At 35.3% G+C, this 15170-nt stretch carries 16 protein-coding genes; 15 read left to right on the forward strand and 1 reads right to left on the reverse strand.

The genetic code is table 11. The features are described from left to right. The 4 genes from JCM9157_RS20820 to JCM9157_RS20835 all read left to right on the forward strand — a co-directional run. On the forward strand, nucleotides 1-781 hold a 781-nt coding region (locus JCM9157_RS20820; protein WP_035667927.1), incomplete at its 5' end, for a metal ABC transporter permease. A 28-nt stretch (nucleotides 782-809) separates the two neighbouring features. Further along, complete coding sequence (locus tag JCM9157_RS20825; RefSeq protein WP_035667930.1) at nucleotides 810-1742, forward strand: metal ABC transporter substrate-binding protein; 933 nt, start codon at nucleotides 810-812, stop codon at nucleotides 1740-1742. A 209-nt stretch (nucleotides 1743-1951) separates the two neighbouring features. Beyond that, nucleotides 1952-2302 (forward strand): AbrB/MazE/SpoVT family DNA-binding domain-containing protein, encoded by a 351-nt coding sequence (locus JCM9157_RS20830; RefSeq protein ID WP_035667933.1) that lies wholly within the window; start codon nucleotides 1952-1954, stop codon nucleotides 2300-2302. Nucleotides 2303-2462: 160 nt separating this feature from the next. Further along, the gene (locus JCM9157_RS20835; RefSeq protein ID WP_035667936.1) at nucleotides 2463-4058 is read left to right on the forward strand and encodes a multicopper oxidase family protein; all 1596 of its coding nucleotides are present in this window, start codon (nucleotides 2463-2465) and stop codon (nucleotides 4056-4058) included. Nucleotides 4059-4116: 58 nt separating this feature from the next. On the opposite strand, the gene JCM9157_RS20840 is transcribed toward JCM9157_RS20835, so the two are convergent. Continuing rightward, complete coding sequence (locus JCM9157_RS20840; protein ID WP_035667939.1) at nucleotides 4117-5172, reverse strand: metal ABC transporter solute-binding protein, Zn/Mn family; 1056 nt, start codon at nucleotides 5170-5172, stop codon at nucleotides 4117-4119. Nucleotides 5173-5480: 308 nt separating this feature from the next. Between JCM9157_RS20840 and JCM9157_RS20845 the strand changes: the two genes are divergently transcribed. From JCM9157_RS20845 to JCM9157_RS20895, 11 genes are all read left to right on the forward strand, one after another. Then, nucleotides 5481-6191 carry a hypothetical protein gene (locus JCM9157_RS20845; RefSeq protein ID WP_035667942.1) on the forward strand — a complete coding sequence of 237 codons (711 nt, stop codon included), beginning with the start codon at nucleotides 5481-5483 and terminating at the stop codon, nucleotides 6189-6191. A 72-nt stretch (nucleotides 6192-6263) separates the two neighbouring features. Beyond that, nucleotides 6264-6962, forward strand: a complete 699-nt coding sequence (locus JCM9157_RS20850; protein WP_035667946.1) for a response regulator transcription factor — start codon at nucleotides 6264-6266, stop codon at nucleotides 6960-6962. Between the two features lie 18 nt (nucleotides 6963-6980). Continuing rightward, on the forward strand, nucleotides 6981-8375 hold the full coding sequence (locus JCM9157_RS20855; RefSeq protein WP_035667949.1) for a sensor histidine kinase: 1395 nt from the start codon (nucleotides 6981-6983) through the stop codon (nucleotides 8373-8375). Nucleotides 8376-8766: 391 nt separating this feature from the next. Beyond that, entirely contained in the window at nucleotides 8767-9297 is a 531-nt protein-coding gene (resA, locus tag JCM9157_RS20860) for a thiol-disulfide oxidoreductase ResA (protein ID WP_034633130.1), read from the forward strand. 5 nt (nucleotides 9298-9302) lie between these two features. Further along, nucleotides 9303-10910: a cytochrome c biogenesis protein ResB gene (gene resB / locus JCM9157_RS20865; RefSeq protein ID WP_035667953.1), complete on the forward strand. Its 1608-nt coding sequence runs from the start codon at nucleotides 9303-9305 to the stop codon at nucleotides 10908-10910. A 21-nt stretch (nucleotides 10911-10931) separates the two neighbouring features. Continuing rightward, nucleotides 10932-12128: a c-type cytochrome biogenesis protein CcsB gene (gene ccsB, locus JCM9157_RS20870; protein WP_035667956.1), complete on the forward strand. Its 1197-nt coding sequence runs from the start codon at nucleotides 10932-10934 to the stop codon at nucleotides 12126-12128. Nucleotides 12129-12140: 12 nt separating this feature from the next. Then, complete coding sequence (locus JCM9157_RS20875) at nucleotides 12141-12851, forward strand: cytochrome c biogenesis CcdA family protein (RefSeq protein WP_035667958.1); 711 nt, start codon at nucleotides 12141-12143, stop codon at nucleotides 12849-12851. A gap of 13 nt (nucleotides 12852-12864) precedes the next feature. Further along, on the forward strand, nucleotides 12865-13074 hold the full coding sequence (locus tag JCM9157_RS20880; RefSeq protein WP_035667960.1) for an SHOCT domain-containing protein: 210 nt from the start codon (nucleotides 12865-12867) through the stop codon (nucleotides 13072-13074). Nucleotides 13075-13161: 87 nt separating this feature from the next. Beyond that, nucleotides 13162-14064, forward strand: coding sequence for a F510_1955 family glycosylhydrolase (locus JCM9157_RS20885; protein ID WP_034633119.1), 903 nt, complete (start codon nucleotides 13162-13164; stop codon nucleotides 14062-14064). A 198-nt stretch (nucleotides 14065-14262) separates the two neighbouring features. Continuing rightward, nucleotides 14263-14685, forward strand: coding sequence for a YhfM domain-containing protein (locus JCM9157_RS20890; RefSeq protein ID WP_034751700.1), 423 nt, complete (start codon nucleotides 14263-14265; stop codon nucleotides 14683-14685). Between the two features lie 114 nt (nucleotides 14686-14799). Continuing rightward, nucleotides 14800-15000, forward strand: a complete 201-nt coding sequence (locus tag JCM9157_RS20895) for a hypothetical protein (RefSeq protein WP_034633116.1) — start codon at nucleotides 14800-14802, stop codon at nucleotides 14998-15000. Nucleotides 15001-15170 lie beyond the last annotated feature (170 nt).

Genomic DNA, 15170 nt, shown 5'->3' on the forward strand with positions numbered 1-15170 from the left:
CGGTTGTTTTATCATTTTAAGAGGGATGTCCTTAATGGGGGATGCCATTTCACATGCAGTCCTTCCAGGGGTTGCGATTTCTTATATGCTAGGAATCAATATTTTTTATGGTGCTGTAGTGACGGGTTTACTTACAGCGATTGCCATTGGCTTTATTAGTCAAAATAGTCGGATTAAAGATGATACATCGATAGGAATCATGTTTACTGCTGCTTTTGCAGTGGGAATAATCGTCATTACCCTCTTACAAAGTAGCACCGATTTATACCATATCTTATTTGGAAATGTTTTGGCTGTGCCCACTTCTGAAATGTGGATGACCTTAATTGTTACAGTCGTAGTGTTACTATCTGTCTATCTATTTTTTAAAGAGTTACTTGTTACTACCTTTGATCCTACGATGTCAGCAGCTTATGGCTTACCTAATAAAATCATACATTATCTGTTAATGGCCCTGTTAACAATGTCTACAGTTGCTTCATTGCAAACAGTCGGCATTGTATTAGTTGTAGCGATGTTAATAACACCTGCAGCAACTGCGTACCTCTTGACGAATCGCTTGGGGCTTATGGTTTTTCTAGCAGCAGGTTTTGGCGTTGTTGCGTCAATAGTTGGTCTTTATTTTAGCTTTTCGTATAATTTAGCTTCTGGACCAACTATTGTCGTTGTAGCAAGCACATTGTTTGCCCTAGCATTTTTCTTATCACCAAAGCAAGGGGTGTTATGGCGTTCTATACGTGCTCGAAAAAAGAGAGCACTGATAATACAATCAGATAGCTAAAATAATTATCGTAAAAGGGAGAGGAAATATGAGAAATTTATTATTTATTACTACTATTCTTACACTGTTTTTACTTGGGGCATGTGGAAGTAATCCGACTGGCCAAGAAGAGGGTGGGAGTGAAAAATTGAAGGTCGTCACTACTTATTCCATCATTTATGATATTACAAAGAATGTCGGAAGAGATGCAGTAGAAATTTATAATTTAACACCAATTGGTGCGGACCCACACGAATATGATCCGCTTCCAGAGGATGTTAAAAAAACAACTGATGCAGATGTTGTCTTTTATAATGGGTTAAACTTAGAAGAAGGAAACGGATGGTTCAAGAAGTTAATTGAAGTTGCCGGAAAAGGAGATGAGGAAGCAGCCGTTTATCAAGTGAGTAAAGGAGTAGAGCCTATTCTTTTAGAATCCCAAGGGTTAGAAGATGAAACTGATCCACATGCTTGGCTCGATTTGCGTAATGGAATTAAGTATACTGAAAATATACGTGATGCATTAATTAAAGAAGACCCCGATAATGAGAGTATTTATGTAGAAAATGCTGCTCAATATATACTAGAGCTAACCGAGCTGCATGAAAAAGCGATTGTGAGAATTGCAACTATCGATGTAAATAAACGATTTTTAATTACAAGTGAAGGGGCATTTAAATATTTTGGTAAGGCCTATGGCATAGAAACAGGATATATTTGGGAGATCAATTCTGAAAATCAAGGCTCCCCTCAACAAATGCGTGATGTAATTGATCTTGTTCGAGATAAAGGGATTACTTCTCTGTTTGTTGAAACAAGTGTCGATCGCCGTACCATGGAAACTGTATCAAAGGAAACTGGTGTACCTATTGTAGGTACCGTCTATACAGATTCTTTAGGAAAAGAAGGAACAGATGGAGATACCTATTTAAAAATGATGGAATCAAATATTAATATGATTATTGATGGTTTAAGTCAGTAATTGATTGATTCTTTAAAGAAAACACACCATACCTACAAATAAGGGATGGTGTGTTTTCGTATGATTAATGTTCAGTAGTTTATATCTTTTGGGTTACGTAAATAGCTAAATTTCACAAAATATACCTTGAAAATTATTACGACTTCTTCACACTTTCTTTAAATTTCAATCCTATTCTATTAATAGTCATTGAAATGAGGTGTTAATAAATGATAAAAAGTTGCAATATTAAAGAAAGAGTTAATGAACTAGTTGATAGTAAATTAACGTGTAGTCTTAAGCATAAGCAGCACATTACTATTCCGAGTGCAATTAGGAGGAGGTTGAATATCTTACCTGGAGAAGAGGTTGCGGTAGGGTTAAAAGGTGGTTCAAAAGATCTTATTATTAAAAAATACTCGGATCATTCTCTTGATAATAAAATGATAGTTAGTGATAGAGGCTCAATTCGTATTCCTACAGAATTAACAAGAGTTTTGGGCCTATGTAGAGGTGATGTATTTCACATTTATTTATTAAAAAATGATGATTGTATCCTTCTAAAAAAGGAAAATTTATAGACGTAATTTAAATTTCTTGTTTATTTTTTCAGAGGAAAAGTGTGACGTTTTTATGAAAATGATGTTTAAGTTCATTTCTTCATAAATTCTATATACTTTTTTTTTAGACTTATATTTGAAAGCTAATCAAACATTATTTTTGGAAAAGGGGAAATTAACATTGAAAAAATCATACGGTTTAGCTGGAATAGCACTGGCATTGTCATTCGTTATAGCCGGCTGTTCAAATGATGCTGTTGACCATTCTGCGATGGGACATGGTGAATCTCAGCAGGAAGAACAAACACAGGAAGTGACTTCAGAAGTAGATGGAAAGAGAGTTTTTGATCTAAATGTTACAGAAACTCACTGGATGTTCAATGATGAGATCATGGATGATGCATGGACATATAATGGTAGTTTACCTGGTCAAGAAATTAGAGTTCTAGAAGGCGATAGTGTAGTAGTAAATGTGACCAATTCACTAGATGAACCCACTGCTCTCCATTTACATGGATTTCCGGTTCCAAATGAAATGGATGGTGTTCCTGGTGTAACACAAAATGCAATCATGCCTGGAGAAACATTTACTTATGAGTATCAGGCTGATGTACCGGGGACATATTGGTATCATTCCCATCAAGACGGTGCTAGACAAGTTGGAAAAGGTCTTTACGGTGTCTTTATTGTTGAGCCTAAAGACGGAGAATCTTATGATCTGGATGAAGTGGTCGTAATTGATGAATGGTCCTCTATGGGAATGGGAGACATGGATCACAGCGGTATGGATCATGGTAATATGGACCATGGAAGCATGAATCATGGAGATATGGGTCACGACGATATGGACCATGGTAATATGGAAGAAGAAATGGATCATGGCGATATGAGTAGTGATAGTAATGGGTTAAGTCATGCTGAAATGATGAATGAAATGTATGATACTATGATTATTAATGGAAAAGCCACTCCGCAAATAGAGTCAATTCAAGTTGAAGAAGGAAATAAAATGAAACTTCGTTTTCTGAATGCAGGGCTCTTTACTCAAGTTGTTTCGATTCCAGGGCACTCTTTTAAAATCACAAATTATGATGGCCAGTCTGTAAATGAACCTGAATGGTTAAATGATACAGCGTTTCGTATAGCGCCTGCTGAACGCTATGATGTTGTAATAGAGCTGGACAATCCAGGGGCATGGGGAGTACAGGTTTTCGCTGAAGAGAACCGAGATAATTTACAGTCTTTACTACCTATTATTTATAGTGGTTATGAAAGCAATGATATTCAAACGACCGAAACCATTTCTTCATTTTTTGACTTTACTGCCTACGGAGAAGCAGTTGATGTAAATCTACCTGATATTACAAAAGAGTTTGATATGAATCTTGGAACAAATGATGGTGGCGAGACGTTTACAATTAACAATAAATTGTTTCCAGACCATGAGAGTTATGAAGTTGAAGAAGGAGACGTTGTGAAATTTACAATTGTAAATGACACAGATGTTGACCACCCAATGCATTTACATGGAGAATTTTTCAATGTTATTTCTAAGGACGGAGTACCTATCTCTGGATCACCGATCTTAAAAGATACATTGAATGTCAGACCAGGGGAAACATATGAAATTGTATTTGAAGCAAAAAATCCAGGGATTTGGATGTTCCATTGCCATGAATTTCATCATGCCAATGCAGGAATGATGGCGGAAGTTCGTTATAAAGGTTTTGAACCGGGTTTTTCAATAGATCCTAACATCCCGAATAAACCTGAGTAATTTCATAAAAAATATAAACAAACATGACTCCCGTATATGAGTCATGTTTGTTTTGTTCTTATTTACTCAACCCTTTTTGTAAATTTTGAATATTACGTTTCATTAAACTTATATAATCCTCATTGTTAGCAACATCTTCAGCAGTAGCTGCTTCAAGATTGTGTAAGTATAAAATGTCGGCACCAATTTCGTCAGCTATCATTTCAGCAACCTTAGGCGTGAAATTTTGTTCGACAAAAAGATGAGTAAGATTAAGAGACTGAGCTAGTTCAAGAATCTCTTCAACTTGACGCTGAGAAGGTTCGTTTGTAGGTGATAGTCCTGATATTGCAATTTGTTCAAGCCCGTACCTTTGTTCCCAATATCCATAGCCAGCATGAGATACTATAAATTGATTTCGTTCAGCAGTAGTAACCATTTCTTCAAATTCAACGTGTAAATTTTCTAATTCAATTTTTAAGTTAGTATAGTTTTCTGTGAATTGCTCTTCGAATTCAGGTTGTAATTGAACAAGTAAATCATATATATTCTTAGCATATTGCAGGGAATATACCGGATCAAGCCAAGCATGCGGATCGACTCCAGCGTGCAAGTGTTCGTCTTCTTCATGAACATCCAAGTTCTCATCATTATGTTCGTCTTCATCATGAACATCTATATGCTCATCATTGTGTTCGTCTTCATCATGAACATCCACATGTTCATCATCGTGTTCATCTTCTTCTCTTAAGGGAATGTTATTAGAAGCTTGAAGAGCTACAACGTCCTCCTTCTCCATACTTTTTAGTACCGCATCAACAAAGCCTTCAAAGCCGGCTCCGTTATATACAAACGCATCTGCTTCCATTATTTCGATCATTTGTCTAGCTGTCGGTTCAAACGAATGAGCATCTGCGCCCAAAGGAACTACATTGATCACATCAACATGTTCTCCACCAATTTTCCGAGTAAAGTCTTCTAAAACAAAAGTAGTTGTGACAACTGTTAAGACTTCTTCTGTAATAGTATTTTCTGTTTCACCGTCTATTAATTCTTCCTCGTTATTTGATGCGTTACATGCACCAAGAATAACGATGAAAAATAATAGTAGTAAAACCGTAAGCTTCATTTTCATAATCTTGTCTCCTTTTTTAAATCGAAATTGTTACGTTTTGGATATTAACTAAAAAATGTGTAGAAAGTATGTGTTTCTAAATAATTACAGTGTTTTTTTTGAAAAAGGTAATATCTTATTTTTTTATCTTCATCTTTTCTCCACATTTATCTTCTATTGTTATATCAAATAAAAGCAGTGTTTCTATCTAGGGGAAATATAATAGTGCGACTAGTAATATTTACTCTCTGAAAATATTGGAAATCAATGTAACTTAATATAAATTGACAGGTTAACCCTTTATATATGTGGGCTATAGGAGGAGTAATGTGAGAATAATATCAGTATTGATATTCGTTTTTATTACTTTGGGTGGATGTCAACAACCAGATACCAAAGACGTTCAAAATATTTATGAAAACAGTTATATAAAAGTGGTAATAGATGAAATCGAGGAAGTAGAAAATGGTTTTTTCTTAACAGTAACGCTGGAAAGTAGTACAGAGGACGGAATTAACAAAAATGATTATGCTATTGCTTTTCCAAGTCAGATCATTTTAGCTAATGGTCATGAATTTTACAAAATTAATGAGGAGCAAACAACAGAGTTCGTTAATGATGAGAAAGTGATGATACGCGAGTTCTATTTAAGTGAAAGTGAAAACCAAAAAATAGCAGGATTCCTATCTTTTTCGTTATACGTTAAGCCAACTTTCAATAATAAATTAGTGACCTTTGAAATAGATGGGAATAGAAATAATGTTATGAGTGACGGAATTATACTAACAAATATAGATCTAAAGGATAACTATTTAAGGTTAAATTTAAATGATGTACATCCAACAAAAGGAATGGGGGTAACGATAGAGCTTGAAGGAGAGAGGATTTATCCAGTGGTGTCTAGAACTGAACAAAATCTAAATACGATGAAAGGTGAATTTGAGTTCGCTCAACCAATACCGGAGACAATTGTACTAATGATCTCAAGAGCAAATTTGTCAGAGACGATATGGGAACTTCCTTTTACAATAGAATTTTAACATTAATATGATAACATGCTTTTCATAATTTTTACCATTTCGTTTCAAATTAAATACCAAGGGGTTAATCATATGATTGAAAACAAAACTATTTTAATTGTTGATGATGAGTTTCAAATGCGAACTCTTTTATCGATTTATTTGAAGGATGAGGGATTTGACCTATTTGAGGCTTCGACGGGTAAGGAAGCTATTACAAAGATTCGGAATAACCCAGATAATTATGATCTGATTATACTAGATATTATGATGCCAGATCTTGATGGTTTTGAAGTATGTAAAATCGTAAGAGAGTATTCAACAATTCCGATACTAATGCTATCAGCTAGGAAGGCATTAGAAGATCGAGTAGATGGGTTAAATTTAGGAGCAGATGATTACCTTACAAAACCATTTGAACCAGAAGAATTAATAGCGCGTGTAAAAGCATTGCTAAGAAGAGTAACCACAATTGAGGAAAAGAAAGACGAGGTGAAGTTAGCATTTGAAGATGGATTATCCATTTATTATGAAAATAGAAGTGTCTATGTGAACAATGAATTGGTTGAATTAACAGCAAAAGAGTTCGAGCTTTTATATAAGCTCGCTTTAAATCCACAACGAGTGTATACGAGAGACGACCTTCTTTATTTAATCTGGGGAGAGGATTATGTAGGAGCACAAAGAACTGTAGACTCTCATATGAAAAATATACGATCAAAACTTTATGCTGCTGGCCTAAAAAATAATCGAATAATAACTGTATGGGGTGTTGGATATAAATTTGTATAAAAAGAGATGGTACAATTTATGAATCGAATTGATATTAAATTAGGCCTTACGATTCTACTCTTATTAATTACGATAATATTACCGTTAGGCTTTGTCATGAATCAAATTTTTTATGGGTTTTATGTTAGTCAAGCCCAAGAAGAAACACATATGCTGTCTTCTCAATATGCTAATTTAATTAATGATAGTACTGTTGAAAACCGATTAGAGGTTGTGGAAGTAGCTGCGAAAATCTCGAATCAAAAAATGCTAGCACTTAGTGATCAAGGAGAGGTCTGGGCTCAATCGAATTTTGTAATGAGTCATCATGACACAGAGTATCTTCTTGACCTTATTCATTCTGCAAATTCACACCACTATATGACTAATTCATTTGAAGATTCTGATGGGAAAACGTATATTGCGACTGCTTCACATATAAATGTTAATAATTCAAAGGGGCATGTAATTGTTTTTTCTTCGCTCGAGAGTATCATACAATCCATAAAAAAAGTACAAGATTTCCTGAAACTCTCAGCGATTGGATCTTTGTTTCTAGGGATTGGACTTACTTATTTCATTACCAAAAAACTATCTCAGCCATTAGTAAGTATGGAAAAAGCTGCAAGACAAATTGCTAAAGGCAACTATAATACACGTACTATTCAGAAATCAGGTGATGAGTTAGGTTCACTGGCACGTGCTATCAATGATTTAGCTTTCAGTTTACAACGTGTAAATGAACAAAGAAGAGAGTTTTTTGCCAATATATCACATGAGTTACGCACACCTATGACTTATTTAAAAGGATACTCAAAAGTTTTGCGTGAAGGACGTTGGAAAACAGAAGAAGAGAGAAACCAATACCTTGAAATTATTGATCATGAAGCTACAAGACTAACTTATTTAGTCGATGATTTATTTGACTTAGCACAAATGGACGAAGGCCGTTTTAATCTTGAACATAAAAAAGTGAACATAAATGAAATTATAAAACTTGTTGTAAAGAAAACGGCATACAAAGCTCTAGAACAAAACCTTAAAATAGAATACCAAGGTGAACTATCTGATAAGGATGACAGTATAGTGCTTGGTGATCCTTTAAGATTGGAGCAAGTTCTTATAAATTTAGTCGAAAACGCAATAAAGTATACGAAAGAAGGATCCATTACAATTTCTACTGTTAGTAATGATGAGAATATTAAGATTAAGGTTAGGGACACAGGAATTGGCATGGAAGAAGAGGAGCTACCGTATATATTCGAGCGTTTTTATCGAGTAGAAAAGTCTCGGTCTAGGGCTTTCGGTGGTACTGGTCTTGGATTGTCCATTGTGAAGCAACTAATAGAGTTACACAATGGGACAATTGAGGTGGAGAGCACTGTTGGTGAAGGAACTGAATTCACTATTATTCTACCCAAAATTTTGGATTAAAGTGAGATGAAGCCAATTGAAGAAAGCAGAATGGCTAGTTATTTTTGTTTTTATTTTATTAGGAATTATATGTTTAACGATTTCAGCAACTTGGATTCTACCTGAAGCCCATCGTCATCTTAGTCTTACCTTTATTACCATTTGTTTATATACTCTTATTCCAGTTTTCCTAGTAAGTTGCGTTTATATGATCTTTAAAATCTACACCAAAAAGGCGAAGCATATTAAATAGTACTATAATGGGTCCTCTTAATATTAAGGGGCTCATTTTTTATGTCATAGTGATTATATGAATAGGATGTGACAGATTTTCCAATTTAGCATTTCTCCATGATTCCTTCACAATTTCTCTTTATACTCTTAACTATTGTAGGTTTAAAGGAGGAGTTCTATGAAAACTAGACGATTATTTATCCGAACAGTGACCTTGCTCATCATGGCAATCGCGATAGGGTATACATTTTATTCTAATTTTTTTTCAGATGCGGATGCAGCTGTTCGGGTAGGCGATGAAGCACCAAATTTTGTTCTTACAGATCTTAATGGCAATGAGGTGGAGCTTGAAGATTACCGGGGGCAAGGTGTTTTTTTGAATTTCTGGGGTACATATTGTCCACCGTGTGAGCGTGAGATGCCTTATATGGAAAACCAATATGCGATATATAAAGATCAGGGAGTTGAAATCCTTGCTGTAAATGTAGGTGAACCCGAATTAACTGTTCAGCGCTTTGTAGAAAGACTAAACTTAACGTTCCCAATTCCTATGGATAAAGGACAACAAGTATTAGACCGTTATGGTGTTATTCCACTTCCGACTACATTTCTAATCAATGCGGAAGGGGAAATCATTAACATCATTACAGGAGGCATGTCAGAGCAAGCGATCGCACAGTATATGGAAAGTATTAAACCGCAGGAGTGATTGAAATGAATAACCTTAGCTGTTCTTGTGGACAGCAAAATCCTCAAGGAACAGACTTATGTGGAGGATGCGGCAAACCATTAGTCGCGAGTGAAAATCAGCAAGTTTTAAATATGCGTTATGAAGGAGCGGCAAGACGTTCGCAAACCTACAATAAAACGATAGTTGATCAAATATGGAATTTTTTCTCCTCAGTAAAAGTAGGGATTTGGATTATTGTCATTTTGTTGCTAGCGTCATCATTGGGGACCATTCTTCCACAGGAAATGTATATACCACCAACCGTTAATCCGGCAGAGTACTATCAAGATCAATATGGGTTTCTCGGACAAGGGTATTATGAATTAGGTTTTCATAACCTGTATCAATCTTGGTGGTATTTATTATTAATGGCTGCTTTGACCGTTTCACTTATCATTGCTAGTGTGGATCGTTTTTTTCCCTTATATCGTTCCTTAAAACACCAACGTGTCCATAAACACATCAATTTTATGAAGAAACAGCGTCTAGTAAGTGAAACACAACTAGATATAGCGCCAAATAAAGAGAAATGGTTGAGTAGTTTAAAGGGAAAGAAATACAACGTTAGAACAGATGGAACCTCTATTTTAGCTGAAAAAGGCCGATTTGCTAGATGGGGACCTTATATAAACCATATTGGTCTCATTATTTTCTTAATTGGTGGGATGCTACGCTTTTTTCCGGGAATGTTTGTTGATCACCACCTTTGGGTTCGAGAAGGGGATACGGAGGTAATCCCAGGAACAAATGGAGAATACTATCTGGAAAATCATCAGTTTATTGTTGAATTATACGATGAAAATGACGAGCTCTTCCAAACGGCGATTGATCGAGCAGGGGGAGTTGTTGTTAAAACCTATCAAACAAACGTGACACTGTACCAACGAAACGATGACGGTCCAGTAGGTTCACAGCGCGATCTTCAAGAAGTGGATACGTACCAAATCAGGGTGAATGATCCCTTTAAATTTGATGGGTTTGGTCTATATCAAGTTGATTACAAACTCCATGAGTTAAATAAGATGATGTTTACAGTTGAACATGATGAAACAGGTGAAACGATTGGAGAGTTTAAAGTTGATCTATTTTATCCTGAACAACAATATGATCTTCCTAATGACTACTACGTTAAATTACAAGATTATCTACCAGACTATTATTTAAATAATGATGGAATTCCAAGTACCAAATCAAGGATTCCTGATAATCCTGCCTTTATCTTTGAAGTGAATAGTCCAAATCAAGAAAAAAAAGAAGTGAGTTTTTTAACTATTGGACGTAATTTCGATCCTACAGATGAAAATGTTTATTCCATTAGGTTATCTGATCTAGAGACAAAACATGTATCTGCGCTGATTGTTCGAAAAGACTATACTTTGTCCATTTTAGTAATAGGAGGATTCATTTTTATGATTGGTTTAGTCCAAGGAAGCTATTGGACTCACCGAAGAATTTGGATACAAGAAGAGAATGGGAAAGTAATGATGGCAGGCCATACGAATAAGAATTGGTATGCTTTTAAACGTGAAATGGCTGAAGTGGCAAAAGAGGCAGAGCTCGAACAGCCGGTCGATAGGACAGAAGACAAATAAGTGGTTTGGGAGTGTTACAACATGGTCGAACTAAGTAGTAATCTATTGCTCGCGGCGTTTTTTATCTACATTTTCGCGACAATTACTTTCTCTATTACGATCTATTATGAAAATAGTACATTAGGTAATAAAACGAAGAGGTGGGGATGGATCAGCTTTGGTCTGGCGTGTGCAGGATTTTTAGCACAACTAGGGTATTTTGTCACTAGGTGGATTGCGGCTGGACATGCTCCGGTTAGTAATATGTTTGAATATACCACGTTCTTAGGATTAACTATTATTTTTGCGTTTCTAATTCTTTATCTTATTTATAAGAAGCCGGTATTAGGTATTTTCTCAATGCCTGTTGGAATTGTGATCATTGCCTATGCATCAGTATTCCCAAGAGAAGTTACGCCTTTAATACCCGCCTTGCAAACTTACTGGCTTCATATTCATGTGATAACCACTGCTATTGGTCAAGGGATTCTAGGGGTTGGATTTATTGCAGGTTTAATCTACCTCATACGTGTCGTTGACCAAAGCAAACGCTCTAAACAAACATTTTGGCTTGAGGCTGTTATTTATTCGGTAACGTGTGCTGTAGCCATTGCAATAACGGTGGGAGTGTTTTCGTTAATTAATTATTCTGTCACTTTTAATTGGATAAATGAATGGGAAGTGGAGGCACAGCTTGAATATGAATTACCGGCTATTGTAGGTCCTTATGAAGGTGAATTAATAACAGCTGATCAAAACCGGTTTGGCCCATTATTTGAAACACCCGGCTGGATGAACGGAGTGGAGTCTCCAAGAAAGTTTAATACGTTTTTATGGTCAATCCTTTCAGGAAGTATTCTTTATCTTCTATTACGTTTCATTCTAAGAAGACGGATTGCAGCTGCGATACAACCTATCTTGAAAAACGTTAGTCCACAACTTTTTGATGAAGTTAGTTACAGATCGATTATTATTGGTTTTCCAGTTTTTACTTTAGGTGGATTAATATTTGCCATGATTTGGGCTCAAATCGCTTGGACACGATTTTGGGGATGGGATCCAAAAGAAGTTTGGGCTCTTATAACGTTTCTTTTTTATGCTGCTTATTTACACTTAAGACTATCAAGGGGTTGGCATGGTGAGAAATCCGCATGGCTCTTAGTGATTGGTTTTGGGATCATCATGTTTAACTTGCTATTTATTAATTTAGTCATCGCAGGATTACATTCATACGCTTAAAAGGAGATTGTTATGGCAGATTTAACTATATTATTGGCTTTTGGAGCGGGGGTTTTATCTTTTATATCCCCCTGTAATCTCCCGTTATATCCAGCCTTTCTATCCTATATAACCGGGATGACGGTGGATGAGATGAAGAAAAAAGGTCGTTTTTTACCTCCAAGAGCTATGTTCCACACGTTCATCTTTATTTTAGGGTTTTCTACTATTTTTGTTGTGCTTGGAATGTCCACAACATTAGTAGGAGACCTATTCTTGAAATACAATAATCTCATTAGACAACTAGGGGCCATTTTTATTATTTTGTTTGGATTGGTAACTCTAGGAGTAATCCGACCTTCGTTTCTAATGAAAAATCATCAATTCCAGTTCTCCAAAAAACCAAGTGGATATGTCGGAACCTATGTAATAGGAATTGCTTTTGCTGCTGGATGGACTCCTTGTATTGGCCCAATTTTAGCTTCCGTTATTACTTTAAGTATGACCAACTCGGGTTCCGGGATGCTTTATATGAGTGCTTATAGTATTGGGTTTGCAATACCGTTCTTTTTGATGACATTCTTTATTGGAAGAATGAATTGGATTAAAAAATATACAAATCTCATTATGAAATTTGGTGGAATTTTAATGATCATATTTGGTGTATTTTTATATTTTGATTGGATGACTAGAATTACCTCTTATTTAGTAAATAATATTTTTAATGGCTTTATGGGCTTTTAAAGGAGGAGATCGTATGTTTGGAGATTCAGCTGAAATGATGTCGTATATCTTAAAAATGGGATTTGTTGCACTTGCTCTGCTTTTAATCATTTATTTAATACTAAGGCTTTTGTTTCGATTGGAAAGTAAAGCGAAGTCTCCCTATGCCATTTTGGAGGAACGTTTCGCAACCGGTGAAATCTCAGAAGAAGAATTTGTAAAGAGAAAGAACATGTTAAAATAGAAGTTGTCGCTCTATCGTAGAAGGTTTTAACGATATATTGAGCAAATTTCCAACAAAAAGAAAACACATTTAAAGGGGATTATTTCAATGAAAAAAGGATTAATGGCTAGTATGATTACTCTATCTCTATTTGTTATATCAGCATGCTCAAATGACACAAATCAGATCGACTCGTTTATGCATATTCATGGATTAGAATACTCACAACATGACGAGAGTATTTTTCTAGCTACACATATGGGCTTAATTAATTTAAATGAAGACAGTTGGGAATTAGTTGGTGAGCCAGAACATCAGCATGATTTCATGGGTTATACAATTATAGATGAGGACTTGATGATCTCAAGTGGACATCCTGGTGCTCGATCTGACTATGTTGATCCATTAGGGGTCATTATTAGTCATGATTCTGGGGAAACATGGGAACCAATTGCACTTTATGAGGAAGTCGATTTTCATCTTTTACATGTAAATGAAGGAAACCAAGAATTCATGTATGGAATTGATGTATACAACTCAAACCTATATCGGTCAAACAATGGAGGTTATGATTGGGAGATGGTTGATACTATAGGATTACCAGGACCTGTAGCTTCGGTTCTTTCATTAACGTCTCATCCGCAATCTCCTGATTACTTACTAGCTGGAACTGAGACAGGACTATATGAATCATCTGACGGTGGTCAAACGTGGGCTTTAAAAGAAAATAATCTTAGCGCAAGTTCTTTCCAAACTCTTGATTCTGATTCAGAAGATTTAGTAGCCTATCTCTTTGGGGAAAAGGAAGGCTTGTATTTGAGTGAAGACTTTGGAGAAACATGGGCATCTCTGAATTTTAAGGTAGACGATGATTACATTATGTATATTAGTAACCATCCAACAGATGATCAAATGTTAGTACTCGGATCAATGAAACAAAGTATTTATGAGACAAAGGACTTTGGGAAAACGTGGGAAGTATTGGCAGAGGAAGGAAGTAGAAAGAATTAAAAAGGTTAATCAATGAAACAGTAAGGGGTAAATGAGGCAAATAGTCATTTATCCCTTTTTCGCTTTTTATTACAGGTTTGATCAACTATTATAGTAACAGTCTTATTGATTAAGAAAGACAAATGTAATTTTATGTTAAAATAGATGGAGATTTTGCAAGGTTGTTGAACTGGGAAACGTGAGGGAGGAGGGTTGTAATTGAGGAAGTGTTTTTTATTATATGTTGTAATTATTTTAACTTTTGTTGTGGGTTGCAGTGAGAAAACACAAATGGGCATCCCTTTTTACGATAAAGATGTTATAAGTATTTCCCTTAATTCACATCCGGAGTGGGACTCTAAAGACATTTCATTAAAATCGAAACAGTTCACAGATGCAAGCAGGATGAAAACTTTTATAGAAGCAATTGAAAATGCTCAGAAAATGGAAGGTATGTTAAATTACATAGCGGAGTTTGATTTGACAGTATACTTTAAAGATAAATCCTCCGCACACTATCATTTAAGTTTAGGTGGGGAGACAGAAGGCGAAGGTTTGCTTGTTAATTTATCAAACACTTTACAGGGATTTAGAATTCAAAAGGAAGATACAAAATTATTAAGAGAAATGATCAATAATTAAGTGAATGATTATTTAAAACATAGTTTTTAGCGGTTGGTCATTTGTTTTTATTGAAGCAGGGAGTAAATTTAGCTATTAATAAAATGATAGATAAAAGCAAAGGAGGAGACTCACATGGTTATTCAATCAAATATGTCACCTGAAGCAATTGTTGATGTTTGGGGAGAGACAAAAGAAGTTTTTAAAAAATATAATGTTCCACTAACGAAACAAACATTGAAGACATTAGTTGGAAGTGAACGTCTATACTCACTACTTCAAGAATTAAATTCTGTTATAGGAAGTTCTACTGCAACTTGTATAGAAGGAGGCTGACAAATGCCTAAGAAAAAGGAGTAGGTTATTCCTTAATCATTTTTATTAATCTTGAATTTATTACTTTCTCCAACTAACGTGTAGCATGTACGATAGAACTTGCCGATAAAACCTAATTCTATTGGATCCCATTGTAAAATGAAAAGGGTGGGCGAGATAAAGTATTTTTT

The organism is Halalkalibacter akibai JCM 9157, from assembly GCF_000513135.1.
In the GTDB taxonomy this organism is placed as follows: Bacteria; Bacillota; Bacilli; order Bacillales; family Bacillaceae_D; genus Halalkalibacter; species Halalkalibacter akibai.